Annotated in this window: 17 protein-coding genes; 1 reads left to right on the forward strand and 16 read right to left on the reverse strand. The window is 74.2% G+C overall.

From position 1 onward, the window contains the following. Positions 1-93: 93 nt before the first annotated feature. From ACFZCP_RS31585 to ACFZCP_RS31595, 3 genes are all read right to left on the reverse strand, one after another. Positions 94-2,808 carry an FtsX-like permease family protein gene (locus tag ACFZCP_RS31585; RefSeq protein ID WP_391433650.1) on the reverse strand — a complete coding sequence of 905 codons (2,715 nt, stop codon included), beginning with the start codon at positions 2,806-2,808 and terminating at the stop codon, positions 94-96. 1 nt (position 2,809) lies between these two features. Then, positions 2,810-6,085 (reverse strand): FtsX-like permease family protein, encoded by a 3,276-nt coding sequence (locus ACFZCP_RS31590; RefSeq protein ID WP_391433653.1) that lies wholly within the window; start codon positions 6,083-6,085, stop codon positions 2,810-2,812. 313 nt (positions 6,086-6,398) lie between these two features. Next, positions 6,399-6,803 (reverse strand): globin, encoded by a 405-nt coding sequence (locus ACFZCP_RS31595; RefSeq protein ID WP_391433656.1) that lies wholly within the window; start codon positions 6,801-6,803, stop codon positions 6,399-6,401. A gap of 96 nt (positions 6,804-6,899) precedes the next feature. Here ACFZCP_RS31595 and ACFZCP_RS31600 point away from each other — a divergent pair, with 96 nt between their 5' ends. Next, the gene (locus ACFZCP_RS31600; protein WP_391433659.1) at positions 6,900-7,877 is read left to right on the forward strand and encodes a methyltransferase domain-containing protein; all 978 of its coding nucleotides are present in this window, start codon (positions 6,900-6,902) and stop codon (positions 7,875-7,877) included. A 40-nt stretch (positions 7,878-7,917) separates the two neighbouring features. Here ACFZCP_RS31600 and ACFZCP_RS31605 read toward each other — a convergent pair whose 3' ends face one another. The 13 genes from ACFZCP_RS31605 to ACFZCP_RS31665 form a co-directional block, all read right to left on the reverse strand. Further along, the gene (locus tag ACFZCP_RS31605) at positions 7,918-9,456 is read right to left on the reverse strand and encodes an FHA domain-containing protein (protein ID WP_391433662.1); all 1,539 of its coding nucleotides are present in this window, start codon (positions 9,454-9,456) and stop codon (positions 7,918-7,920) included. Between the two features lie 117 nt (positions 9,457-9,573). Next, complete coding sequence (locus ACFZCP_RS31610; protein WP_362691589.1) at positions 9,574-10,920, reverse strand: VWA domain-containing protein; 1,347 nt, start codon at positions 10,918-10,920, stop codon at positions 9,574-9,576. 100 nt (positions 10,921-11,020) lie between these two features. Further along, positions 11,021-12,418, reverse strand: a complete 1,398-nt coding sequence (locus ACFZCP_RS31615; RefSeq protein WP_391433669.1) for a protein phosphatase 2C domain-containing protein — start codon at positions 12,416-12,418, stop codon at positions 11,021-11,023. Between the two features lie 3 nt (positions 12,419-12,421). Then, on the reverse strand, positions 12,422-14,911 hold the full coding sequence (locus ACFZCP_RS31620; protein WP_391433672.1) for a tetratricopeptide repeat protein: 2,490 nt from the start codon (positions 14,909-14,911) through the stop codon (positions 12,422-12,424). After that, positions 14,908-16,215 carry a hypothetical protein gene (locus ACFZCP_RS31625; RefSeq protein ID WP_391433675.1) on the reverse strand — a complete coding sequence of 436 codons (1,308 nt, stop codon included), beginning with the start codon at positions 16,213-16,215 and terminating at the stop codon, positions 14,908-14,910. Before ACFZCP_RS31625 ends, ACFZCP_RS31620 begins: the two co-directional genes overlap by 4 nt. Positions 16,216-16,263: 48 nt before the next feature. Beyond that, positions 16,264-17,295, reverse strand: coding sequence for a transporter substrate-binding domain-containing protein (locus ACFZCP_RS31630; RefSeq protein ID WP_391433678.1), 1,032 nt, complete (start codon positions 17,293-17,295; stop codon positions 16,264-16,266). Positions 17,296-17,309: 14 nt separating this feature from the next. Further along, positions 17,310-18,740 (reverse strand): hypothetical protein, encoded by a 1,431-nt coding sequence (locus ACFZCP_RS31635; RefSeq protein ID WP_391433681.1) that lies wholly within the window; start codon positions 18,738-18,740, stop codon positions 17,310-17,312. 312 nt (positions 18,741-19,052) lie between these two features. Then, on the reverse strand, positions 19,053-20,042 hold the full coding sequence (locus ACFZCP_RS31640; protein ID WP_391433684.1) for a BadF/BadG/BcrA/BcrD ATPase family protein: 990 nt from the start codon (positions 20,040-20,042) through the stop codon (positions 19,053-19,055). Then, positions 20,033-21,298, reverse strand: a complete 1,266-nt coding sequence (locus tag ACFZCP_RS31645; RefSeq protein ID WP_391433687.1) for a 6-phospho-beta-glucosidase — start codon at positions 21,296-21,298, stop codon at positions 20,033-20,035. Before ACFZCP_RS31645 ends, ACFZCP_RS31640 begins: the two co-directional genes overlap by 10 nt. A gap of 89 nt (positions 21,299-21,387) precedes the next feature. Next, positions 21,388-22,284, reverse strand: coding sequence for an ABC transporter permease subunit (locus ACFZCP_RS31650; protein ID WP_391433691.1), 897 nt, complete (start codon positions 22,282-22,284; stop codon positions 21,388-21,390). Positions 22,285-22,286: 2 nt separating this feature from the next. Then, positions 22,287-23,243: an ABC transporter permease subunit gene (locus tag ACFZCP_RS31655; protein ID WP_391433695.1), complete on the reverse strand. Its 957-nt coding sequence runs from the start codon at positions 23,241-23,243 to the stop codon at positions 22,287-22,289. A 14-nt stretch (positions 23,244-23,257) separates the two neighbouring features. Continuing rightward, complete coding sequence (locus ACFZCP_RS31660; RefSeq protein ID WP_391433698.1) at positions 23,258-24,601, reverse strand: extracellular solute-binding protein; 1,344 nt, start codon at positions 24,599-24,601, stop codon at positions 23,258-23,260. Between the two features lie 77 nt (positions 24,602-24,678). Beyond that, positions 24,679-25,890, reverse strand: a complete 1,212-nt coding sequence (locus ACFZCP_RS31665; protein ID WP_391433701.1) for an ROK family protein — start codon at positions 25,888-25,890, stop codon at positions 24,679-24,681. Positions 25,891-25,895 lie beyond the last annotated feature (5 nt).

The raw sequence follows: 25,895 nt of genomic DNA on the forward strand, positions 1-25,895 counted from the left end.
GTGGGTGCCGGGTGCCGGGTGCCGGGTGCCGCGGCCGGGCCCGGGCTGGGATCGTTCCCCCGCGCCCGCCGGGCGCGGCCGGGCCGGAGTCGTTCATCGGCCGTCCCCCGCCCTCAGTTCCCCCACCGATCCCCGTCTCCCCGTCCACCACGCCTGGAGGCCCGCCACCCCGACCGCCACCACCAGGACCGTGATCGCGGGCAGGGTCAGGGACCAGGGGTCGGGGTGCAGTTCGGCTGCCGTGCGGGGGGAGGGGGCCGTGGGCAGGGCGATGGCGGTCAGGTCGATGCCGGGGGCAAGGAGGCGGATGGCCGCCCAGCCGGTCAGGGTGCCGCCGGCTGCCGCGAGGAGGGCCTGGGGGAGGGACTCCAGGACGAGGAGGCGACGGCCCTGGGCGCGGGTGAGGCCCATGGTGCGCAGGCGGGCGAGGAGCGCGGCGCGTTCGGGAGCCGCCCGCAGCAGGGCGAGGAGCAGGGCGAGGACGGCGAAGCCCGCGCCCGCGGCGACGCCCGCCGTGTAGACGTGCTCGGCGCCGGTCTGCAGGGGTGAGTCGGCGTAGCGTTCCCGCTGCTCGGCCCGTACCCGCACCGCGGCCGAGGCGGTGGCCGCCGCACGTCGCAGCGCCCCCGCCGCCAGGCGGTCGCCGGTCAGCAGCAGTGCCGTCGGGCGGGCGGCCGCCGCGGGGAGCCCGGCCCGGTCGACGACCAGGAAGTCGGCACCGGGCACCGCCGGGGTGCGGTCGCGGACGGCGGTGATCCGGACGCTGACCGAGCTGCCGTCCTCCAGGCGTACGGGGAAGGGGCGGCGGGTGCCGTACGCCCGTGCCACGGAGGGGGAGGCCACGGCAAAGACGGCGTGCGCGGCCTTCAACTGCCTTGCGGAGAAGGGGCCCAGAGCCGTGTGCGCCGACAACTCGGCGTACGCGGAGGGGTCCACGCCCACCAGGGGCACCGTCTCCTCGCCGTCCTCCGGTTTCGCGTCGTACGCGATGCTCACCGCCGTCACCGCGTGCACCCCGGGCAGCGTCCGCACCCGCCCGGCCAGGTTTGCGGGCAGCGGGGCGGCGGCGTCCACGCGGGCGTCGGCGCCCACGGTGAGCAGGGCCGCATGGTCCCGGGCGGCGGCCACCCCCGTGAGCACCGAACCGCCGAACGCCGCCGTGGTCAGCGCGGTCAGCAGGGCCAGCAGGGGCAGTACCGAGGAGGTCTGTGTGCGTGCCGCGCGGGCCAGGGAGAGGTGGCCCACGGCCCCGCGCAGCCGCCCGGCCGGGCGGCCCAGCCGGCGCAGCAGCGGGGGATGGAGGCGCAGCAGCAGCAAGGCCGCGACGACGCCGGTCAGCACGGGGGCCGCCGCGACCGGCTGACCGGCCGAGGTGCCGCTCCGGCGCAGGGTCGCCACCGCCCCGGCCGCCAGCACCAGCAGCGTCAGCTCGGCGACCGTGCGGCGCCGGGAGGGCCGTACGGCGGTCAGGTCCTCACGCGGCGCCGTCACCCGCACCGAGCGGTGGGCGAGCGCGGCGCGCAGCGGGAGGGCGGCGCAGGCGGTGGCGGTCACGGCCAGGGCGGCGGCGACGGAGGGGCCGATGCGGCCGCCGGGCACCAGGAGCAGCGCGCCCGCCAGGCCGAGTGCCCCCGCGGGTACGGCGACCACCGCGGTCTCGGCCAGCAGCCGGCCGGCCAGGCCGGGCAGGGAGACGCCCCGGGCGCGCAGCAGGGCGAGTTCGGTGCGGCGCCGGTCGGCGGCCAGGTTGCCCGCCATCAGCAGGACGACGACGGCGACCGTGCCGGTGCCGGTCGCGGCCACCGCCACCAGCGGGGAGATGCCGGAGCGCAGACGGGAGAAGGAGGCGATGACGCCGTCCAGGCCGGTGTCGACGTCGGCGTCCGGGTCGGTGAGGGCGCGGGCGCGCCGCAGGCCGGGGCCGGACTCCAGGGAGGCGACGGCGGACGTCAGACGGCCCAGGTCATGGGCGCGCAGACCGCCGAGGCCGGGCGCGAAGTACCAGTGGCGGGCGGGTTCTCCGCGGGTGCCGAGCAGAGCGGGGGCCGCTTTCTGGGGGAGCAGGAGCGCGCCGAGCCAGTACTTCTGCACCGGGCCGGGCACGGGCAGCGGGACGAGCGTGGGCGTGCGCAGCAGCGGCACGGTCGACCAGTACGCGCCGGCCGGGTCGCGAGGGTCGAGGATGCCGGTGACGCGGACGGCGAGCGGGGCACGGGCGACGCCGGGCACATGGACGACCGAACCGATCCTGATGTGCAGGGCCTTGGCGGTGGCGGCGGTGACGGCGGCCTCCACCCCGGGCGAATTGGCGTCCACCGGGCCCGAGACGCGGGGCAGGCGGCCCGCGCGGACGGCCGCGTGCTCGGCCAGGCCGCTCGGTGCGGCCAGCCGGACATGGGCGGGCAGGCCGCTCGGGCGCGGGATCCACGGGTCGGGCACGGCCGGGTCGGTGTCCGTGGCGACACCGTACGAGGACTGGGCAGCGTCGATGCGCAGGGGACCGCCGAGGACCGTGAGCAGCTTCTCGAACTGCCGCTTGAGCACGTCGGGGCGGAGCGTCGTGGCCGGGTCGCCCGAGGTGCTGCCCGGGACCGGCAGCGGCGCGCTGAGCTGCAGGGTGGTGCGCTCCGGGCGGGCCTGCCCGAGGGCGTGCCGCAGGCCCGCGTCCTCGTAGCGGTCGACCGCGCGCGGGAAGGCGGCGGCCAGGCAGGCGGTCAGCGCGACCAGCAGCGCGAGCGCCAGGGCGGCGCCGGGCGCGGCCCGCAGCCTGGTCCGCACCCAGGGTGCGACGGGCGGTACGGAACCCATGTCACTCACCCCCCTGTTCGCGCAGCGCCCGCGCGGGATCGGCCCGGCGCAGCGCCGCCACCGCCGAGACCACGATCGGGCCCGCGGCGACCGCCGCGAGCAGCAGCGCCGTACGGCCCGGCGGGAGCCGGACGAGCAGATCCGGTACGGGCCGGGAAGCCTCGCCGGTCAGCACGATCAACGGCAGTACGCCCCGGGCCAGTACGGTGCCCAGGGCGACCCCGACCACCAGCGCCAGGCCCACCAGGACGGCCTGCTCGGCGGCGATCGTCCGGGCCAGCCGGCGGCGCGGCGCGCCGAGAGCGCGCAGCACCGCGAACTCCGCGTCCCGCGCGCGCAGCGAACCGGCCGTGCCCACGGCGAAGCCCACCACGGCGAGGGCCGCCGCCACCACGGCCGCCGCGGCGAACGCGGCCGTGGGGCCCGCGCCGAAGGGGTCGCCGCGCAGCTCGGCGGCGATCTCGCCCCGCACCACCACCTGCCCGGGGTCCACGTCGGGCAGCGCCCGCACCGCGGCGGCCACCCGGGCCGCCTCGCCGGGCGCGGTGCGCAGCCACCACTCGGTGGGCGCGACGCTCTGCCCGTACCGAGCCTGCAGCGCGCGCTCGGCGGCGTGCAGATCGACCAGGACGGCACCGCCGTCGTGGGCGGCGGAGTTCACCGGGGCGCCGGTCGTGGGCAGCGCCCGCACCGACCGCACGATCCGCACCGGCAGGCTCTGGCCGTCGATCACCACGTCCACGCGCTGCCCGGGCCGGGCGCCCGCCGAGTCCAGGAAGCGGTCGGTCGCGACGGCCCTCACCTCGGGCGGTGCGGGCCGTGCCACCTGGAGCTGGACGGACAGGGTGGCGATCGTCCGGATGTCCGCGTCCGGGAGGTACCCGGTGCCGTAGGTGACGGTCAGCGGGCGGGTGGAGACGACGCGGGGGCGGGTGGGGCTGGTGGCCGGGGCCGTGACGGCGGCGCCGCCGGTCTGCGCGGCCGTCGTCCAGGAGGCCGGCAGCGCGAGCGGGCGCTCGGTCCCGTCGGCCGCGACGGCGGTCAGGTCCCGGACGGTGAGCCGGTGCCGCTCGGCGCGCCCGGCGGGCTGGGTCATGTCCAGCTGGAGTGCCGTGAGGGCCGCCGGGCCGGGGGAGGAGGTGAGGTCGAGGGCGAGGGTGTGCGGGCGGCCGTCGGCGGGGAGCTGCCCGAGCGGCAGCTGGTAGGGCACCCCGTGGCGGTCCTCCAGCGTGACCGTGACGTCCGCTGTCGTGCCGGGACCGGTGGAGCTGTGCAGGCTCGCCGTCAGCCGCAGTCGCGCGGTGTGCGCCGGCACCCCGGTCCCGGCCGGGGAGTCCTTCGGGGCGAGCCCGGCGATCAGCGTTTTCACCGGTACGTCCGCCAGGTCCGGCCGCATCAGCATCGTGTCTGCCGCGTACGCGGTGTCCATGGCCAGCACGGTGGCGGTGCGGTCACCGGACACCGCCTCGTCGGCCCGTACGGCGGGGACGGCCTCGCGCACCCGCGCCAGGGCCGCGTACCGGTCCGTGCCGCCCAGCCCGCCCCCGCCCCCGGACAGCACCCGCACCGGCGCCCCGGCGCGGAAGTCGGCCTGGTCGTCCTGCGAGCGGTCCCAGGAGGCCGCCTGCCCCAGGGCCAGCATGCCGAGGGCGACGGCGAGCACGAGCAGCAGCACCGGGCCCGCCTGCCGCGCGGTGCGGCGGCTGAACTGCCAGCCGGCCAGCGCCATCGGCAGTCCCCGCCCGGCCGCCGCCCCCCGCTCCGCGAGCCGGGCCACCGGCGGCAGCAGCCGCAGCGTCAGCACGGTCCCGGCGAGCAGCGCCAGCGCGGGCGCGGCCACCAGCAGCGGATCCACCCCGAGCGCCCCCGACCGGTCGGCCGCGACACCGCCCGAGTCCTGCTGCCGCACCTGCCAGTACGTCACCCCGGCCACGGCGAGCAGCCCGAGATCGGCGCCGGCGCGCAGGCCCGCTGCGCTCCCCCTCGCGGAAAGGAACCTGAGCCGCCTCGGGCGGGGCCGGTCCGTGCCGGCCCCCGTCGGTGCCGGTACCGCCACCAGCAGGGCGCAGCCCAGGGCCGTCACGGCTGCCGTCAGCCGGACGGCGGGGCTGCCGGCGGGCGGCAGGTGCAGATGGAGGCCGAGACGGCTCAGGGGGCCGTGGGCGGTCAGGAGGGTGGTGAGGGGGCCGGCGAGCAGGGGCGCGCAGACGGCCGCGGGCAGGGCCAGCAGCAGGGACTCGGCCAGGGCGAGGCCCGCGACCCGGGCGCGCGAGGCGCCGCGGGCTCTCAGCAGCCGGGTCTCGGCCGCCCGTTCGCCGCCCAGCAGCCGGGCCACCAGCAGCAGCGCGTACCCGGCGAGCAGCACCAGCAGGAGCGCGACGATCAGCAGGGTGGAGCGGGCGACGAGCAGCGAGCGGTCGGCCCGGTCCAGGACCTCCGGCAGCGAAGTCGTTGCCGCCGTCGCACCGCGCAGGTCGCCCGACGAGCGCAGCGCGCCGCTCCCCGCCCGTGCCGCCCCGCGCAGCGCGCCGATCCGCCCGGTCGTCACCGGGCGGAAGTCGGCCGACGCCAGCCAGGCCGTCGGACCGGCGCTCAGCCGCCCGCCGGTGAGGACCGACGGATCGGCGAGCAGCGGCCCGTACGTCGTGAAGCCGGAGGTCTTCACCCCCCGGCCGAGCAGGTCGTCCAGCTGCCAGTACGGCGCGTCCGCGGCGACGGGCCGGTACAGCCCGCTGACGCGCACCCGCACCGCGTGTCCGCCGAGCCGGTCGGCCAGGGTGAGGCGGTCGCCGGGGGCGAGCCCGAGCGGCCGGGCGGCGGCCCGGGGCAGAGCCACCTCGACATCGCCCGCGGCCGGGCGCGGGAGCCGGCCGGAGGCCGGCCGCACCTGCGTGCGGTCCAGCGCCGCGAAGTACGTCAGGTCCGGGTCGCCCGCTCGCTCGGCGGGCGGCTGCAGGGAGCGGGGCAGCGCGTACGGCCCCGAGCGGTGCAGCGTCCGCACGGTCACCGGCAGCCCGTCGAAGGTCCTGCGGGCGCCCCGCCGTACGGCGGTGTCGGCGGCGGCGCGCTGTCCGGCCGGCACGTCGGCCTTGACGACGAGCGCCGTGGCGGCCGCGTTGCGCGGGGCGTTCAGCACCTGGCGCAGCGCCGCGTCGCCGATCGCGCCCGAGTACGCCGTGAGCGTCGCCAGTACCGCGGTGGTCAGCCCCACCGTGAGCAGTGCGGCGGCGAGCAGCAGTCGGTGTGCCCGCGCGCGTGAGACGACCAACCCCGTCATCCGGCCCCCGTGTCGTCCGGGGTGCCGGAGACTTCTCCGGAGCCCCTTCCAGAATCTCTGCCAGATCTCCGGGCGATGCTGGCAGAGGAGGACGGCCACGGGTAAGCGGTTGTCGACCGGTCTATACCGGATCGTGACCGGATTCCGGCGCGATGCGACCGGAATCCGACGTTCAGTCCTTCGGCCGGGGACAGTCACCGCGTCACCGCCAAGGCGGTCCGTGCGGGGTGTTCACCCCGGGGCGGCCGTGCGGGGGTGAACACGGCGGGTGTTCGTCCCGGGGGCGGTCACCCCCCGGGCGGTCACTCGGGAGTCACTCGGGGGTGTTCACCATCGACTGGGCCGCGTACGTCAGGTAGTTCCACAGCGTCCGCTCGTGGTCCTCGGAGAGGCCCAGCTCGTCCACGGCCACCCGCATGTGCCTCAGCCAGGCGTCGTGCGCGGCCCGGTCCACGGTGAATGGGGCGTGCCGCATCCGCAGGCGGGGATGGCCGCGGTTGTCGCTGTAGGTGGTGGGGCCGCCCCAGTACTGGATGAGGAACAGGGTGAGCCGCTCCTCGGCCGGGCCCAGGTCCTCCTCCGGGTACATCGGCCGCAGGAGCGGGTCCTCGGCCACGCCCTCGTAGAAACGGTGGACGAGCCGACGGAAGGTCTCCTCCCCGCCGACCTGCTCGTAGAAGGTCTGCTCCTGAAGCGTGCCGCGCCGAATCTCTCTCACCCGTCCATGGTCTCAGACCGGGTGGCCCAGGAATCAAGGCTCAGGACCGTCCGACAGCCCGGTCCGGCCGGCCGGGTCCGACCCTAGTGTGGGTGTATGGGCCCCTACGACCCGGAGACCGAGTCGCTCGCCGCCGCGGCGCGCTCCGCGCTCGTGCGGGAGATCGACGCCGAGGGCATCTGGGACGAGGACCCGGTGTGGCGCGAGGCGTTCGCGCAGGTGCCCCGTCATCTGTTCGTGCCCACCTACTACGTCGGCGTCCAGGGCGGCTACGAACGCCGCCGGGCGCAGAGCCCCGATCCCCGGGCCCGGGAGCTCTGGCTGCACGGCGCCTACGCCGACACCCCGCTGGCCACCCTGCTGCGCGACGGCGAGCTGCTCTCCTCCGTCAGCCAGCCCTCGCTGATGGCGCGGATGCTGGTCGCCCTGCGGGTCGAGGACGGCAACCGGGTCCTGGAGGTGGGCGCCGGCAGCGGCTACAACGCGGCCCTGCTCGCCCACCGGCTCGGCGACGACGATCTCGTCACCACCGTCGACCTGGAACCGGAGATCACCGACGCGGCCCGGCAGCACCTGGCCGCGGCCGGGTACCACCCGGTCGTCGTCACCGGCGACGGCGCCCGTGGGGTGCCCGGCCGCGCCCCGTTCGACCGGATCATCGCCACCTGCACGCTGCCCACGGTGCCCCGGGTCTGGCTCGCCCAGTGCCGCCCGGGGGCCCGCGTCCTGACACCGATGGCCACCGGACTGCTCGTCCTCACCGTCCGCGACGCCGGGCACGCCGAGGGCCGGTTCCTGCCCTCGCCCGCCTACTTCGTGCCGCTGCGCGGCACGGGCCGGGCCGAACCCGGGTCGGTGTGCCTGGCCGGGCTGCCCGTCGACGCCCGCGGGCAGGAGACGTTCCGCTTCCTGCTGGCCCTGACCCGGGGCACCCTGGACCCGCAGGAGGCCTACGCGTTGTGGCAGGGCGAGGGAAGGCCGCGGCGTGAGCGGTACGGCGTCACCGCGAACGGCGAGCGGGCGTGGGCCTGGCTGGACGCCCCGGAGGGGCCGTACACCTGGCCCCTCCTCTAGTCCTCCAGGACGCCTCCAGGACCTGTCCGTCCTTGCCGGGTCAGCCCCGGTGGATGGTGATCGTCGTCCAGGCGCCGACGTGCACCCGGTCGCCGTCCTGCAGCGGCACCGGCACGAACGGCTGGATCGGCTCGTCCGAGCCGTTGACCGTGGTGCCGTTCGTCGAGTTCTGGTCGACGACCGCCCATGTGCCGTCCGGCTGCTGGACCAGTACGGCGTGCTGGTGCGAGACGCCCGGGTCCTCCGGCGGCACCGACAGGTCGATGTCGGGGGTGTCGCCGGTGGAGTGCCGGCGGCGACCGATGGTGACCTGGTTGCCGGTGAGCGTGCGCTGCTGCTCGGGCGAGTACGCGGGCAGGTTGAGGCCCGTCGCCTCGGGACCGGAGCGGTGCATCATCGCCATGAAGTACTCGCGGTCCGGGCCGACGGTCGCCGTCCAGGTGACCGGCCCCTGCGGGGCGGGCCGGAAGCCGGGGCCGGGAGGGGCCTGCGTGGCGCCGGGCTGCGGATAGCCGTAGCCACCGCCCTGGCCGCCACCGGGACCACCCGGGCCGCCGGCGGGACCGGCGGACGACGGCGGGGAGATCACCCAGTCGTCGTCACCGCCGCCGAAGGACGGGCCGCCGGCCGGGGGCCGGCCGGTCTCCTGCGGGAAGGCGGGCGGCGCGGGCGGGCCCGAGGACTGGAAAGCCTGCGGGGCACCGCCGGGACCGGCCGACGGGGTCGGCCCGGGCGGCGGAACGGGACGGGAGGGGTCGCCGCCGAAGCCGGAGGGGCCGCCGCCGTAACCGGAGGGGCCGCCGCCGTAGCCGGAGGGACCGCCGCCGTAGCCGGAGGGACCGGGACCGCCGGGACCGCCGGGACCACCGGGACCACCGGAACCGCCGGGACCACCGGGACCACCGGGGCCGGAGGGCTCACGGCCGAAGGGCGCCGGACCCGACGGGCCCTGTCCCTGGCCGCCGCCGAAGCCGGACGGGCCGCCGGGGCCGCCGGGGCCTTGTCCCTGGGCGCCGCCGAAGCCCGACGGAGGGGCGGGCGGACGCTGGCCGCCGAAGGCGCCCGGACCGCCCATGCCACCCGGGCCGCCCGAGGTGGGCGGCGGGCCGGACGGGCCGCGCTCGCCGGCGAACGGCGTCGGGCCCGACGGCTCGCTGCCGAAGGACGGGATCGGCTCGGCGGGCCGGTTCACCTGCGAGGGCCGCGAGCCGTGGTAGTCGAACGCGTCACCGTTGCCGTACGTCGAGCTCGGCGGCTCGAAGCGCGGCTGGGGTGGGCGCGGGGCGGCCGGCGTGTAGGAGGTGGCCGTGTTGGTCAGGAAGTTCCACCGGCACTCCTCGCAGAACGGTGCGCCGCCCTCGCGGGGCGTGCGGCACTGCGGGCACAGCTCCGGCTCGGGCGCACCGGCCGCCTGCGGGCGGCCGCCGGGCTGGGTGCCCTGCGGCGGCGGGAAGCCGTAGCCGCCGGCGGCCGGGGGCGGCGGCGGAGGGGGCGGAGGTACGGCACCGGCCATGCGGTGACCGCAGACCTCGCACCAGTCGTCGGAACCCGACTGGTGTCCGTTCGGGCAGGTCGGCATGTCGGCGCTTCCCCTTCTCCTGAGGTCCTCCGGAGGTCCGGATCTCTTCCTGGATGTCTTGCCGTGTCGTGCGGTGTCTCGCGGTGTCCTGCAGGTTTCCTGCGGTGTTCTGCAGGGTCACTTCTTTACACGAACAGTCTTTGTGGACCGGGTCTCGAGGGTCATCTCGTCGGCCTCCGCGACCTTCGTCTTCAACCGCACAGTACCTGTCGCGGCATCGACCACGTCCACCACCTTCGCAAGCAGTTTCGCAGTATCCGCGTTCCCCGAGGCACTGGCCAGCTGAACAGCGCGCCCCAGTTTGGCCGTTGCTCCATCGAAATCGCCCGCTTTGCGAAGGTCGATGCCCTGCTGGATGACCTGTGCCAGTTCGGCCTGCCCGGTGTAGTGGGCGACCTGCGGGTTGATCGAGGTCGAGGCCGTCATGTCGTCGGTCCACACGGCTCTCACCAGGCCCTGTGCACCGAGGTTCTGTGCCGCGCCTCCCCCGGGCTGCGGGACGACCAGCGACACCCGTGCCGCCAGCATCTCCTGGCCGATGCCTGCCGCGGGCACCTCGACGCACAGGTGGTAGTCGCGGGACTCGTCGCCCCAGGAACCGGTCGGGTAGTCCCCGGCGCGTGGCCCGGCCTCGGTCCGGCGTCCGGTCAACTCCTCGACGGTGGGCGCCACTTGCTTGACGAACCTGATGGTCGTGCCGACCGGTGTCCACACCCGCAGGGCGACGTCGGCGACCTCCTTGCCCATCGCCGTCTCCATCATCCGTGTGAAGTCCGCGGCAAGGCCGGTGGGATCGGCCACGATGTCGGCGCTGCCGAGCAGCGCGGAGGCGATCCCTGTGACTTCTTTCACTTCCCAGTCGGTGCCCACGCCGCGCGCGTCACAGGTGAACCGCCCGGCGCAGTCGTCCAGCGCGGCCCTGAGATCCTCCGGCGACTCGTGCTCGTTGCGGCCGTCGGTGAGCAGGATGCCGTGCCGGATGGCGACGTCCGCCGAGGACAGCAGGCGGTCGGCGAGCCGCAGCCAGGTGCCGATGGCCGTACCGCCGCCCGCGCTGAGCCGGCGCAGGGCCTGCTTGGCCTGCTCGCGGGTGCCGGCGTCGGCGACCGCGAGCCGCCCGCCGCCCGGGTAGACCTCCTTGGCGACGTGGGTGCCACCGATCACCGCGAAGTGCACGCCGTCGCGCAGGGTGTCGATCGCGGCGGCCGTGGCGTCGCGGGCGTTGCGCATCTTGGTCGGCGGGTAGTCCATGGAGCCCGAGCAGTCGACCATGATCGCCACCGCTGCGGAGGGGCCGTGGCCCGGCGCGTACACGGGTGACGTGACGGCGCTGCCGATCGTGCCGCCCCCGGTCGCCGTGACCGTGACGATCGCGTTGACCTCGCGGCCGCCGTCCGGCAGGTATGCGTTCTGGTAGACGTCCACCGAGAACTGCGGCACGTTCGGCTTCGAGAAATTGGCCATGCTTGCTCACATCCCCCTGAAACACCCCGGCGAAGCGGAGCGGCGACGATGACGGGCCGGTCCCCTCCGGTCCGTCGAGACTTCCCCGTGCTGTGCGGCCTCAGGCCGATCCTGCCCCCTGGGGCGGGGCCGGGAACGGCAGGACGGCCACTGTTACGTTGTCGTGGCCCCCACCGTCCAGGGCGTGCCCGACCAGGACCCGGGCGCTGTGCAGCGGCCGGTCGGCCGCGTCCGGCGGGACGGCCTCGCACATCTCCTCGGCCGTCTCGGCGTAGTTCCACAGGCCGTCGGTGCACACGATCACCACGCCGGGCCGGTCCGGCTTGAAGGAAGCGGTGTGCGGCTCCAGTTCGTAGGCGTCCGCGCCGAGCCAGCCGGTGATCGCGTGGGCGCGCTCGTCGGCGTACGCCTCGGCCTCGCTCATCAGGCCGGCCGCGACCATCTGCGCGGCCCAGGAGTCGTCCTCGGTCAGCCGGGCCGGGGGCGCGCTGCGGTCCACCGGCACCCAGTAGGCGCGGCTGTCGCCGACCCAGCCGACCACCAGCAGTCCCGAGGTGACCACGGCGCCGACGATGGTGCAGGCCGGCGCGTTCTGGTGCGGGGCGTGCTCGCCGGCCGAAACGGGCTCCCCGGCCAGGGCGTTGACGGCCTGGGAGGCGGCGACGATCGCCTCGTGCATCGCCGTCTGCGGATGCGTGCCCCGCTGCAGGGCGGCCAGCAGGGTGTCACCGGCCGCCTGCGAGGCGGCCGTCGAGGCCTCGTCGGGTCGGGTCGCCGAGGACACCCCGTCGCACACGATCGCGAGGGTGGCCGGCGATCCGTCGGGCAGGGCGGTGTCGCCGAGGGCGAAGGCGTCCTCGTTGCGGTGGTGGCGCAGACCGCGGTCGCTGACCGCGGCGACCGGACCCGACTCACGCTCCATGTGGTCGCGTTCGCGCGGCTGGGCGTGCCCGCAGTTCTCGCAGTAGCCGTCGCTGTCCACCCGGCCCGCCCGGCAGGCCACGCAGACCTTCGCGGGATCGGCCGGGCCGCCCGGACCGGCCGGTGCGCCAGGTGCGGCGGCAGCGGCCGGGTCGTCCAGTGCGCCAGGTGCGGCGGCAGCGGCCGGGTCGCCCGGTCCGGCGGGAGCGGCCGCCCGCGGGTCCGGTGCCTGCAGCGGGTAGTCGTCGGGCTCGTCGGGGCGGTCGAAGCGCACACCGCGCGCGGCCGGTTCCTCGGCGTGCAGGGGCTTGCCGCCCGAGTCGGTGCCCGGCAGGTCCGTCGGCAGATGCGCCGCCGGTGAAGTCCTGCCGGAGCCGCCGGGCTCGGCGGTGGGCCAGTCCACGCCGTCCCCGGGCGCCGGAGAGCCGGACATGGTGAGCGTCGGATGGTCCTGCGGCGGGGCGGGCACCACCGAGAGGTCGTAACCGCACGCGCCGCAGAAGAGGTCACCCGGCTCAAGCGGCTCCGCGCAGCTCGGGCACTTCGACCGTGCGGCCTGCTGGGGCATCTGCGACATCAACTACACCCACGTCCGGGGGCGGTAACGGTTCGCCCGTTCCACCAGTTCGATCCTCTCGTCGCCGCCGGGCGCCAGCCGGGCCAGCGTGCGGTACGCGCGCTCCAGGCCGAAGCGGAGACCCCGCTCGTCCAGACCGCTGCCGAGCAGCTCCCGTCCGCCGCCGGCGGGCCGGTCGCTGTCCCGGCCTCCGGAGAGTATCCAGTCCAGCGCGCTGCCGAGCACCTCCGCCGACAACTGCTCGCGCCGGGCCGGGTCCAGACCGTACGCCTGCAGCGCCTCGACCTGGACGGCGGCGGCGCTCAGGTCGTCCGCGAACGCCGTGTCACCGGCGGTCGGTGTGCGCTGTCTGAGCCGGGCCCGCACGGCGGCGACCCGGGCGGCCGTGTAGTGGATGGAGGACTCCGCCACCGACTCCAGCGTGCGCACGGCGGCCCGCCGGTTTCCGGCCGCGAGCTGCACCCGGGCGAGCCCGAAGGCGGCGCTCACGAAGCTCGGGTCGGTCGCCCGGACCAGTCCGTAGTACTCGGCCGCGTTGTCCAGCTGGCCGAGCACCTCCGCGCACAGGCCGAGCGCCAGCTTGGGCGCGGCCTCGCCCGGGAAAGCGTCGTAGATCGCGTCGAAGGAGAGCGCCGCGTTCTCGAAGTCGCCGGTGACCAGGGCGGCCACGCCCCGGTACCACACCACCCGCCAGTCGTCGGGCCGCTCCTCGTGCAGCTTGGTCAGCGACATCAGCGCGGCCTCGTGCTCGCCGCTCTCCAGCCGGGCGCGGATCTGCCGCAGCCGGGTCTCCACGGTCCGTACGGGCGCCGCGTCCAGCGCGCTGATCAGCTCGGCGGGCGCGGACGCCATCAGCCCGGCCAGGAAGCCCGCGTTGGGGTCGCCCGGGTCGACCAGCGGGACGGGCAGCGCGAGGGCCGCGGCCACCGTGTCGACGGGCCTGACGAGGGACGGCGGGGGAAGCGCGGGTGCGACGGGTGCGGTGGCGCGGGCCGTCCGTGCGCCCAGCCGCGACACGTCGCCCGCCGCCTTCGGGAACAACTCCGTGTCGGTGACCTTCACTTCGGGCCCGAACAGCGTCGACAGCGCGGGCCGCGCCTGTCCGGTCTGCAGCGAGACGACCTCCCGCAGCACACCGGTCAGCTGCTCGGACATCTCCTGCGCGGAGGCGAAGCGGCGGGCCGGGTCGGGGTCGGTGGCGCGGACCAGGAGCCGGTAGAACGACTCGTAGCGGCGGAATACCTCGATGGTCTCCGGGTCGGGCAGGGAGTCCACGAAGGCGTTGGTGTAGCCCTGGAAGTCGAAGGTGAGCACCGCGAGGGTACGGCCCACCGTGTACAGGTCGCTCGCCACCGACGGACCGGCCTCGGCGACCTCCGGCGACTGGTAGCCCACCGTGCCGTAGATCGCCGACTCGTCGTCGTCCATTCGGCGCACGGCGCCCATGTCGATCAGCTTGAGCTGGTCTTCGGTCTGGATGGCGTTGTCGACCTTGAAGTCGCAGTACAGCAGGTTGCGGCTGTGCAGGTGGCCGAGTGCCTCCAGGGCCTCGATGCCGTAGGCGCACGCCTGCTCCACCGGCAGCGGATCCCGGCGGCCGTCCGGGGCGCGGCGGTCGTTGGCGATCTCCTTCAGCGACTTGCCGCCGACGTACTCCATGACGATGTAGCCGTCGAGGGAGCCGGTGCGCTGGTCGAGGTGCTCCACGAAGTTGTAGATGCGCACGATGTTGGCGTGCTCGATCTCCGCGAGGAACCGCCGTTCGGAGATCGCCGCCGCCATGGCGTCCTGGTCGCCGGTGTCCAGCAGGCCCTTGAGCACCACCCAACGGTCCGAGACGGCACGGTCCACGGCGAGGTAGATCCAGCCCAGGCCGCCGTGCGCGAGGCAGCCCGCGACCTCGTACTGGCCGTGCACGACGTCCCCGGCCTTCAGCTTCGGCACGAAGGAGTACGGGTGCCCGCACTTGGTGCAGAACCCCTCGGTGCGGCCGGGCCGCTCGCCCCGGGCACGCCCGACCGGCGCCCCGCAGTCGGACCGCGAGCAGAACCGCTTCCGCTCGGGCACCTCCGGGTTCTCCAGCACCATCGCGCGCGGGTCGGGCCGCGGCACCTGCGGCACCGTGACCAGCCCGGCGCCGAGCCGGCCGCGCGTGGAGGCGCCGGAGGACGAACCGGAGCTGCGCACCGACACCGAGCGGCCGCTGGAGCTGCCCGACAGGGAGCGGGAGAGCCGTCCCGAGACCGAGCGCCGCGACCTGGACGACTGGGAGGACGTACCCGAACCGCGTGAACTGCCGCTGCTCGCGGAGCCCTTGCCGCCCCCGGTGATCCCGGTGGGCGGCGAGCCGACCATGCCTCCCCCAGAGGGGGGACCCCCAACGGAGACGACCGGCGCGAGCCCGCAGGTGTCGCAGTACAGCTCACCGCCGCCGACGTCCTCGTACGCCCCCTCGCAGCCCGGCCGCTGGCACGTCTGCTGTGCCTGACTCATGACGACTCACTCCTACGGTCCTCTGGCCCGCCCTGGTGGGGAACTCCCGGTGTGCCGAGCTGTTCGGCCGCCGCCTGCTGGTAGCGCAGCACGGCCTGCTCGGCCACCCGCAGGTCGCAGGGCGCGCTCCACAGCATGCGCCGGGCCGCGTCGTACCGCTCGACCAGCAGCGGGTCCTCGGCCATGCCGTGCCGGGCGACCTTCGCCTTGTACGCGTCGAGCCGGCCGCGCAGCTCGGCGCGGACCGCGAGCGGCGCGGTGACGGCCGTCAGCGACTCGCGGGCCCGCAGCAGTTCGTCCTCCGCCTTCTGCTCCAGGGACTCCAGCAGGGGGGAGAGCCGGTGCCACTGCGCCTGCCGCCGGTAGTCGGCCGCCGTCGCCAGCTGCTCCTGCAGGGCGGTCGGCGGCCCGCTGACCACCGGCACCTCGGTCGCCGCGATCTTCGCCAGCACCTCCCCGCGGGCGGTGCGGGCCTCGGCGAGGGTGCGGTCGGCGCGGGAGAGCACGTCACGCAGCCGGATCAGCCGCGCCTCCGCGTCCTGCCGGACCGTCAGCACGGCGTCGATCTCCCGCCGTACGTCCTCCAGGGCGCGCGCCTCGCGGTCGTACACCGTGGTGTCCGGCCGGCCGCCGCCGGGCGCCGAACTGCCCGCGGCCGGCACCCAGAAGGCGAGCGGGTCCAGGACCACGTCCTCGCGCAGCCGGGTCAGCGTGCGGGTGATGCGTTCCAGGTCGTCGCCCGCCGGGTGTTCGCCGGGGCGTACGCCCACGGAGTGCGCGAGCGTGCGGGTGCGCTGCAGCTCCGCGGCGAGCAGATCGATCCGTGCGGGCAGCGCCGACCAGACCGCGTCGGCGGTGACGACCAGGTCCAGCGAGGACGCGTACAGCTCGTTCATCCGGTCGACCAGGCCGCTCAGCGAGAAGGTCTCGCTGAGTCTGCCCGCGGATGCGGGGACGGCACCTCCGGGCACGGTGACGGACGCGCCGCGCAGCAGCCCGGTCAGCTCCACCAGGTCCTCGCGGCTGGACCAGCGGCGCCGGGCACGGATCTCGCGGGCGGAGCGCAGCGCGGCCGTGTAGGCGTCGAAGTACGCCCACAGCTGGGTGATCGACGCATCGGCGGCCGCCCAGCGCTCCCTGGTGACGCCGGCCAGGGTGGCGCCTTCGAGGAGTCTGCGGCCCGCGTGGTCCTGCAGGGCGAGCAGGGAGGTCTCGATCGCCTCGTGCTCCTGGCCGAGCCGCGCCAGCGCACGGTCCACCTCGTCCCGGTCCATCACCGGCCCGGCGGGGTCCGTGACGCCCATCGATCACCTCTCGCTGCTGTGTGGTTGGCCTGGGTCGGGGACGGGGGGTCAGCTCGTGCGCAGGTAGCGCGGGGCGGGCGGCTCGGACGGCCCCGAGTCCTTTCCCAGTGTGGCCGACAGCCAGGTGTCGTACGACGCCTGCCAGCCGTTCGAGCGGTATCCCACCAGGATGCGGTTGACCCGGCGTACCAGATCGGAGGCGTCCTTCTTCATCGCCACGCCGTAGTACTCGGTGGTGAACGCCTTGCCCTTCAGTTCGACCGTCGGGTCCTGGGCGGCCTGGCTCGCGGCGAGCGCGCCGTCCGTGACCACGGCGTCGGCCTCGCCGAGCTGGAGCCGTACCAGGCAGTCGAGTTGGTTCGGGACGGTGGTGGAGATGTCGGTCGAGGAGGGCAGGCTGCCCTTGTCCAGGTCCGCCTTCAGCTTGCCGTAGGCGGTGGAACCGGATGCCGTGCAGATCCTCTTGTGCGCGAGGGTGTCGTTGTACCCCGTGATGGGCGACGACTTGGGCGCGAGCACCTGCTGCCCGGTCTTGAAGTAGGGGGCGGAGAAGGCGACGTCGGCGAGCCGCTGGCAGGTGATGGTCATCGTGCGCACGACCATGTCGACGCGGCCGTCCTGGATCGCGGAGATGCGCTGGCTGGTCGGGATGGCCTTGAACTGCACCGCGTCCGGGTCGCCGAGGATGTCCTGGGCGATCCGGTGGACGAGGTCGATGTCGAAGCCCTCCAGCTGAGCGCCCTCGGTGTTCGGGTTGCGGTAGCCCCAGTGGTAGCTGTTCTGGTCGACGCCGACGACCAGCTTGCGCTTGGCGCCCGTGCGGGCCTTGATGGCGTCGATGGTGGGCCCGTCGGCGCCGGACGGTGACAGCGTCCGGTCCTGTGCGTCGGAGTCCTTGCAGGAGTCGGCGCGCACCTGGCTGCCGTTCGCCAGTCCCGGCCCGGAGGTGTTCCCGGCCTGCTGGACCGCCTGGGTGCGGGGCAGCAGCAGGACGAACGCGAGCGCCAGGGCGCACGCCACCGCCATCGCGCCGACGCCGCCCCAGCCTCTCAGGGAGGCCCGTGCACGTGCTGCGTACATCGTCCTGCCCCCTGTCACCGGTACTCCGAAAGCCTGCGCCCTATGCCGGCGACCGCGCCCGCGGCGCCGAGCACCGCCAGCACGGCGGCACCGACGGGCAGCCCGGTCATCGCGTCCCGCCCGTCCCCGGCGGCCTGCGTGAACTCGGCCTGCTCGTGGTCGATGGCCCGATGGAGATTGCGGTCCACGCTGTCGAAGCACTCACCGGTCGCGCCCTCGGTACCGATCACCATGTCCAGCGCCTGCTGGTAGTTGCCGTTCTCGTCCTCGGTGCGGGCCGCGGTGTGCCGGTGCTTCCAGACCGCCATGTTGCCCTCGGCCGCCTTGACCGGCTTGGCGCCCGACGGGTCGTCGGCGAGCTTCCCGGCCTCGGCCAGGCCCTTGCCGAGCGCGGCGATGTCCTTGTCGAAGGCGTAGTAGTACGCGTCGGACTGCCGGCCGCCGACCGTGACGGTCTCGGCGCCGCGCGCCACCAGGCTGAGGTTCTCGTTGCCACGGGCCTTCAGGGAGGCGATCCGGGCGTCGTGCAGGTAGTTCAGCGAACGGACGCCGTGCTGGTACGAGCCGTTGAGGCCGGAGCGCGCGACCGCATGGCCGACGACCAGCCACAGCAGGACCACCGCGGTGGCGGCGCTGGCGGCCACCAGGCCGTGGTTGAGGACGCGGTTGGTGTGCCGGTAGGTGCGGTGCTGGGCCCAGCCGAGCGCGGCCAGGGCGAGCACGCCGAGCGCGATGGCTGCCCAGGGATACGGCGTCGCGTCCCCGTAGTCGGCGTCCAGCCGCTGGTTCTCCTTGGTGTAGAGGTCCTCCGCGGCCGGGAGCATCTGCTTCTGCATCTTCTCGTTCGCGTACCGCAGATACGCGCCGCCGACCGGATATCCCTGCCGGTTGTAGGTGCGGGCGCGCTCGATGAGTCCCTTGTACTCGGGCAGCAGCCGGTTCAGCTTGGTGATCGTCGCCTCGGAGGGCGAGCCGGGAGCGGCGTTGGCGGCGGCCTTGACGAGCCCGGCGGCGGCCGTGCTGATGTCCTGTTCGTACCGGGTGCGCGAGGCCGCGCTCTCCTGTCCGCCGGCCAGGAAGCCGCTGGAGGCGGTCGTGTTGGCGTCCGCCAGGGAGCGGTAGATGTCGGCGGCGCCCGAGCTGAGCGGCTGGCTGCTGTGCAGCACGTCGTCGGCGGCGGCCGCCCGCTCGGAGGTCTGCCAGGCGGTGACCGCCCCGAACGCGACGACGAGCAGGGCGAGCACGGCCCCGATGATCCGCAGCCGTCCCGGCTCGGTGGTCGCGGCGGTGCGCAGCCGGTCGGCGCCCTCGGCGAAGGCGGAACGGCGGGTGGGCGCCACGGGGGAGGCGGCAGGGGAGAGGGGCGGCCGGCCGGGCTGCGCGGGGACCGCGGGCACGGCGGGGCCGACCGGTGGTGCCGCGCTGCTCTTCGGCGGGTGTGTCACTTGACCTCCCCCATGGTCATCCGTTCGCCGCCAAGTATCGCCGCCCGGACCGACATCCGCACCGGCCTTCACTCGATCTTGATCGGATCGCAGCGCAACCTACGGCGCTGGGGGCGTGGCGCACCACCCCCCGGTGATGAACACGCCGGTTGCGGGTGATCGGTTCCCCGGGGCGGCACACCGCGGGGGCCGGGCACCTACGGCGCCTCGGCCCCCGCAGACTACTCGGCCCCCCGCCGGGACCTCACCGGGCGGTCGCGCCGTCGGTGAAGTCGGCGCCGGCCGGGCGGGAAGGACGCCGGCGCCGGCGGCTCACGGCCTCTTCTCCCAGTGGCCGCGCACCCGTTCCCGGGCCTCGGCGCCGGCTCCCAGCCGGTCGAGGCCGAGCAGCGCCGCCCCCAGCACCGGCCCCGCGGACACCACCCGGACGTCCGCCTTCGGGGCGCGGGAGGCCAGCAACGCGCGGATGCCGTCGTCCAGCTGGGAGTGCCCCGCGGTCAGCACGCTGCCGCCCAGCAGGACCGGGGTCTGCTCACCGAGCAGGTCCAGCCGGGTCAGCGCCACCGTGGCCATCGTCGCCACCTCCTCGGCCAGCCGGTCCACGACCGAGCGCGCCACGGCGTCCCCCTGCGCGGCCGTCTCGAAGAGGACCGGGGCCAGTTCGTGCCGGCGCCCGTTCTCCACATGCTCCAGATGCAGTGCCTCGATCAGCGCGTACATGGACGGCAGGCCGAAGTGGGCGGGCAGCGTGCGGGCCAGTGCGCTCGGTTCGCCGCGGCCGTCCTCCGCGCGGGCCGCGTGCCACAGCGCCTCCTCCGCCAGGGCCCAGCCGCCGCCCCAGTCGCCGGAGATACGGCCGATCGCGGGGAAGCGGGCGGTGCGGCCGTCGGGGCGCATGCCGACGCAGTTGATGCCGGCACCGCAGACCACGGCGACGCCCCGGGGCTCGGCCACGCCCGCCCGCAGGATCGCGAAGGTGTCGTTGCGGACCTCCACCGACGCGCCCCAGGCGCGCGCGTGCAGCGCGGCCGCCAACTGCTCCTCCTCCACCGGAAGATCGGCGTTGGCCAGGCAGGCCGAGACGTGCGTGACCGAGCCCACGCCCGCGTCCGCGAAGGCCCGCGCCACCGGGGCGGCCAGGGCGTCCACGGCCGCCGCCACCCCCACCGCGGGCGGCCGGAAGCCGCCGCCGCGGGCCGTGGCCAGCACCTCCCCGGCGGCGGTGACCACGGCCACGTCGGTCTTGCTGTTGCCCGCGTCGATGGCGAGGACACGCGCGGTGTCGGATGCGGTCAGGCCCACGCGAGGTGCTCCCGGTTGTGCGCGATCAGTCGGTCGGTGAGGGCGTCGGCGTACGCGTACTGGCCGACCAGCGGATGGGCCAGCAGGGCCCGGAAGACCCGGTCCCGGCCGCCGCGCAGGGCCGCCTCCAGAGCCAGGTCCTCGTAGGTGGTCACGTTCGCCACCAGGCCCGCGTACAGGGGGTCGAGCTCGGGCACCGGCAGCGGCACGGTTCCCTTGGGACCCACGGCCGCCTGCACCTCGATCACCGCGTCGTCCGGCAGGAAGGGCAGCGTGCCCCTGTTCAGCGTGTTCACCACCTGGTACGGGCTTCCGGCTCCGCGCAGCAGGGCCGCGGCCAGGTCCACCGCCGCCTCCGAGTAGAAGGCGCCGCCCCGCTCGGCGAGCAGCTCCGGCTTCTCGTCCAGGGACGGATCGCCGTACATCGCCAGCAGTTGGCGCTCCATCGCCGCGACCTGGGCCGCCCGGGACGGCTTGGTGCGCAGCTCCCCGACGACCTCGTCGTGGGCGTAGTAGTAGCGCAGGTAGTACGAGGGGACCACGCCCAGGCGGTCCAGGAGGGGGCGCGGCAGGCGCAGGTCGTCGGCGATGGCGTCGCCGTGCCCGGCCAGCAGTTCGGGCAGGACGTTCGCGCCCTCGGGGCCGCCGAGGCGTACCCCCGTCTCCCAGGTGAGGTGGTTCAGGCCGACGTGGTCGAGGTGGACGTCCTTCGGGTCGGTGCCCAGCAGTGCCGCGAACTTGCGCTGCAGGCCGATCGCCACGTTGCACAGGCCCACCGCCCGGTGGCCCGCCTGGAGCAGGGCGCGGGTGACGATGCCGACCGGGTTGGTGAAGTCGATGATCCAGGCACGGGGGTTGGCACGGCGCACGCGTTCGGCGATGTCGAGGACGACGGGGACCGTGCGCAGCGCCTTGGCCAGGCCTCCCGCGCCGGTCGTCTCCTGTCCGATGCAGCCGCACTCCAGCGGCCAGGTCTCGTCCTGCTCGCGCGCCGCCTGTCCGCCGACACGCAGCTGGAGCAGTACGGCGTCGGCGCCGTCGACTCCCGCGTCCAGGTCGCCGGTCGTGACGATCCGGCCGGGGTGCGCCTGCCTGGCGAAGATACGGCGGGCCAGGCCGCCCACCAGCTCCAGGCGTTCGGCGGCCGGATCCACCAGCACCAGTTCCTCGATGGGCAGGGTGTCCCTGAGGCGTGCGAAGCCGTCGATGAGTTCGGGGGTGTAGGTCGATCCTCCGCCGACCACGGTGAGTTTCACTGGAGGTTCCCTCGCTTCCGGGTGCCGCGGATGGTGGTCATCGGCCGGGGGGCTGGGGGTTGTCCCCCGGGAAAGCACGGCATATGTGGTTAACCCTTCACTCCGGTGAGCGTGACGCCTTCCACGAACGCCTTCTGGGCGAAGAAGAACACGAGGATCACGGGGGCCATGACCAGCACGGTCGCGGCCATGGTGAGGTTCCAGTCGGTGTGGTGGGCGCCCTTGAAGGACTCCAGGCCGTACGACAGCGTCCAGGCGCCCGGGTTCTCGGACGCGTAGATCTGGGGGCCGAAGTAGTCGTTCCAGGCGTAGAAGAACTGGAAGAGGGCGACGGCGGCGATGCCCGGCTTCGCCATCGGCAGGACCACCCGCAGCAGGGTCCTGAGGTCGCCGCAGCCGTCCACCTTCGCCGCGTCCACGTACTCGTTCGGGATCGTCATCAGGAACTGGCGCAGCAGGAAGACGGAGAACGCGTCCCCGAACGCCATCGGGATGATCAGCGGCCACAGCGTGCCCGACAGGTCCAGCTGCTTCGCCCAGAACAGGTACATCGGGATGATGATCACCTGCGGTGGCAGCATCATCATCGAGATCACCAGCATGAGCGACAGACTGCGGCCCCGGAAGCGGAACTTGGCCAGCGCGTAGGCCACCGGGATCGACGACGCCACGGTCAGGACGGTGCCGAGACCGGCGTAGATCAGCGTGTTCTTCCACCAGGTCAGGAAGCCGGGGGTGTGGAGCACCGTCCTGTAGTTGCCCCACTCCCAGGTGTGCGGGATCAGGTCCCGGCTCAGGGCCTGGGAGTCGCTCATCAGCGAGGTCAGGAACACGAACACGAAGGGCAGCGTGAAGAACAGCGCGGCGGCGACGCCGAGGGAGTGGATCGCGATCCATTCGAGCAGCGCCCTGCGGCGGGCGGTCCGCTCGGCCCCGGACACCACCGGGGGCGCCGGCTTGACCGGCTGGTCCAGAACGTGGGTCATGGTCAGTCACCTGCCTGGATGAGACCGCCCCGGCGCCGCATCAGGAACGCGGTGAACACCATCGACAGCGCGAAGAGGACGAGGGCGACGACGCACGCGGAGCCGTAGTCGAAGCGCTGGAAGCCGAGGTTGTAGACGAGCTGGGGGAGGGTGAGCGTGGACTTGTCGGGGTAGCCGGGCTCGAACTGGGTGCCCGCGCCCTGGATGACGCCCGAGGCGACCTTCCCCGCGATCAGCGGCTGCGTGTAGTACTGCATCGTCTGGATCACGCCGGTGACCACGGCGAACATCACGATCGGCGAGATGTTCGGCAGGGTGACGTAACGGAACCGCTGCCAGGCCGACGCCCCGTCCAGCTCCGCCGCCTCGTACTGCTCGGCCGGTACGTCGAGCAGCGCGGCCATGAAGATGACCATCAGGTCGCCGATGCCCCACAGGGCCAGCAGGGTCAGGGCCGGCTTGGACCAGGCGGGGTCGTTGAACCAACCCGGCGCCGGGACGCCCGCCTTCTCCAGGATCGAGTTGACCGGGCCCGTACCGGGGTTGAGAAGGAAGGCGAAGGCCATGGTCGCCGCCACCGGCGGGGCGAGATAGGGCAGGTAGAAGAGGGTGCGGAAGACCCCCGCGCCCGTCTTGATCTTCGTGATGAGCAAGCCCACCCCGAGGCCGAAGACGACCCGGAGGCTCACCATGACGACGACCAGCCACAGGGTGTTGCGCAGGGCGGGCCAGAAGAGCGGGTAGTGCGCGAAGACGTACGTCCAGTTCTTGCCCCCGCTCCACGTCGGCGGCCGGAAGCCGTCGTAGTGCATGAAGGAGAAATAGACCGTCGAGATCAGCGGGTACGCGAAGAAGACCGCGAACCCGATCAGCCAGGGCGACATGAAGGCGGCCGTACGCAGTGCCTGCTTCCGCTGCTTGGCGGCGAGAGCGGGGCTGCGGCGCTTCGAGGCGGGCATGATCGCGCTCATGGCTACTTCGCCTGCGCGATGTCCGTGTCGATCTGCGCGGCCGCCTTCTTCAGGCCGGCCTTCAGATCGGTGACCTTGCCGCTCTCGTAGTCGTAGCCGAGCTGCTGGATCGTCACCAGGTACACCCCGCCGTTGATCGAGGCGGGAGTGGTGGTGGAGTCCGGGTTCGCGGCGATGTCCAGGAAGGTCCTGAACCGCGGGTCGTACTTCAGCTTCGGCGACTTCAGCGCGGCGAGCGTGGACGGCACGTTGTGGATGTCGTTGGCGAAGCCGACCACCGCGTCCGTGTTCGTGGTCATGTACTTCACCAGCTCCCAGGCCGCGTTCTGCTTGTGGCTGGAGGCGGCTATGCCCGCGATGGTGCCGGTGATGTAGCCCTTGCCGTACTCGCTCGCCCGGTCGTCCGGGACGGGCAGCGGGGCGACGCCGATCTCGAAGCCCGGCTTGGCCTCCTCGGCCATGCCCAGGCGCCACTCCCCGTCCATCTGCATGGCGACCTGACCGGTGTGGAACGGGTGCTTGGGGCCCCACTCGTCACCGAGGGTGGCCCGGAACTTCTCCAGTTTCCGGAATCCGCCGAGTTCGTCGACGAGCTTCTTCTGGAGCGTGAAGCCCTTCTCGAACGCCGGGTCCTTGGCCAGGGCGGACTTGCCGTCCTTGGCGAAGTACGTCGGGGAGAACTGCCCGAAGTAGTGCTCGGTGGTGGACTCCCAGCCGTGGTAGTCCGGCATGAAGCCCAGCTGCTTGTAGCCGTCGCCCTGCGGGATCGTCAGTTTCCTGGCGTCGGCCTCGAATTCCGACCAGGTCCTCGGCGGGGCGGTGATGCCCGCCTTCTTGAACGCCGTCTTGTTGTAGTAGAGGCCGTACGCGTCACCCAGCAGCGGCACCGTGCAGCGGTTGCCGTCGAACTGCGTGTACTCGTTCATCGTCTTCGGGAAGGTGGCCTCCGGGTCGATCCGCGACTTCTTGAAGAAGGGGTTCAGGTCCACCAGCGCGCCCGAGGAGCAGAACTTGCCCACGTTGTTGGTGGTGAAGGAGGAGATCACGTCCGGGGCCCGGTCGCCGCCGGAGCGCAGCGCCTGGTTGATCTTGTCGTCGGTCATGTTGCCGACGATGTTCACGTGGATGTTGGGGTGCGCCTTCTCGAAGCCGGCGACCAGGGACTTGACCGCCTTCACCTCGTTCGGCGCGCTCCAGGCGTGCCAGAAGTTGATCGTCGTGTCCTTGGAGGCGTCGTCGGTGGCGCCGGAGCTGGACTGGCCGGTACAGGCGGTGGTGAGCAGAGCCAGCGACGCGATCACGGCATATGCCGCTTTTCGGGCGAGAGAGGGTGCGACTTCGGGCATGGCGAGGTCTCCCGGGGCGGGGTGGGTGAGAGGGGAAGGGAGGAAAAGGGGGGAGAGGGAAGGGCGGGCTGCGGGGCTCAGCGCGAGGTGTCGAAGATCTCGTCGCGGGTGGTGGCGAGCGCGGACTCCAGCGCCCCGCGCAGCACGGGGTGCTCCCGGACGTCGCCGACGACGAGCCGGGGGCGGGCCGCCGCCAGCTCCTCCAGCTCGGCCTGGACGAGGGTGCGCAGCACCTCGCCGCCGGCCGTGAGGGCGGAGCCGCTGAGGACCACGAGTTCGGGGTCGAGGACGGAGACGAGCGAGGCGAGCCCGGTGGCCAGCCGGGTCGCGTAGGTCTGCAGCAGCTCCCGGTACGGCCCGCCCGCGTGGTCGGCGGCGCGGGCCACCAGCTCGGCGGCGGCCTCGGTGTACGGTCCCGGCGGCACGTCCTCGATGCCCAGGTGCCGGGCGAGCTTCGGCAGGGACTGGGAACCGGCCAGCTCCTGGTAGCCGCCGCTGTTGGCCCGGGTCACCTGGCGCACCAGCGGGGTGCCCGGCACCGGCAGGAAGCCGACCTCGCCGGCGCCGCCGGTCCAGCCGCGGTGCAGCCGGCCGCCGAGGACCAGGGCGGCGCCCAGGCCCTCCTGGTTCCACAGCAGCACGAAGTCCGCGTGGCCGCGGGCCGCGCCGAGCCGCTGTTCGGCGATGGCGGCGAGATTGACGTCGTTCTCGTACTCCACCGGCATCGGCAGCGCGGCGGCGAGTTCGTCGAGCAGGCTGGGGGTGTGCCAGCCGGGCAGGTGGGAGGCGTAACGCAGCCGCCCGGTGTTGGGGTCGAAGGCGCCGGGGGTGCCGATGACCAGCCGGTGGACGTCGCCCCGGGCCAGTCCCGCCGCCTTCACCGCGCCGTCGAGGGCCTCGGTGACCTGCTCGACGACCGGCTGGGCCGGGCGGCGGCCCGGAGTGGGCAGTTCGTGTTCGCCGACGGTACGGCCGGTGATGTCGGCGACGGCGGCGCGGATCCGGGTCGGGGTGACGTCGAGCCCGGCGGCGTGGGCGGCCGCGGGGTTGACCGCGTACAGCTGGGCGTTGGGGCCCGGCCGGCCCTCGCTGGTGCCGGTGAGCCGGACCAGTCCGGCCGCCTCCAGGCGGGCGAGGAGCTGGGAGGCGGTCGGTTTGGACAGGCCGGTGAGCTTGCCGATCCGGGTGCGGGACAGCGGCCCGTGCTCCAGCAGGAGGTCCAGGGCGGCGCGGTCGTTCATGGCGCGCAGGACGCGCGGGGTGCCCGGCGTACCGGCGGTTCCTGCCATGGGGG

Origin of the sequence: Streptomyces sp. NPDC007971 (assembly GCF_042958635.1) — a bacterium.
Classification (GTDB): domain Bacteria; phylum Actinomycetota; class Actinomycetes; order Streptomycetales; family Streptomycetaceae; genus Streptomyces.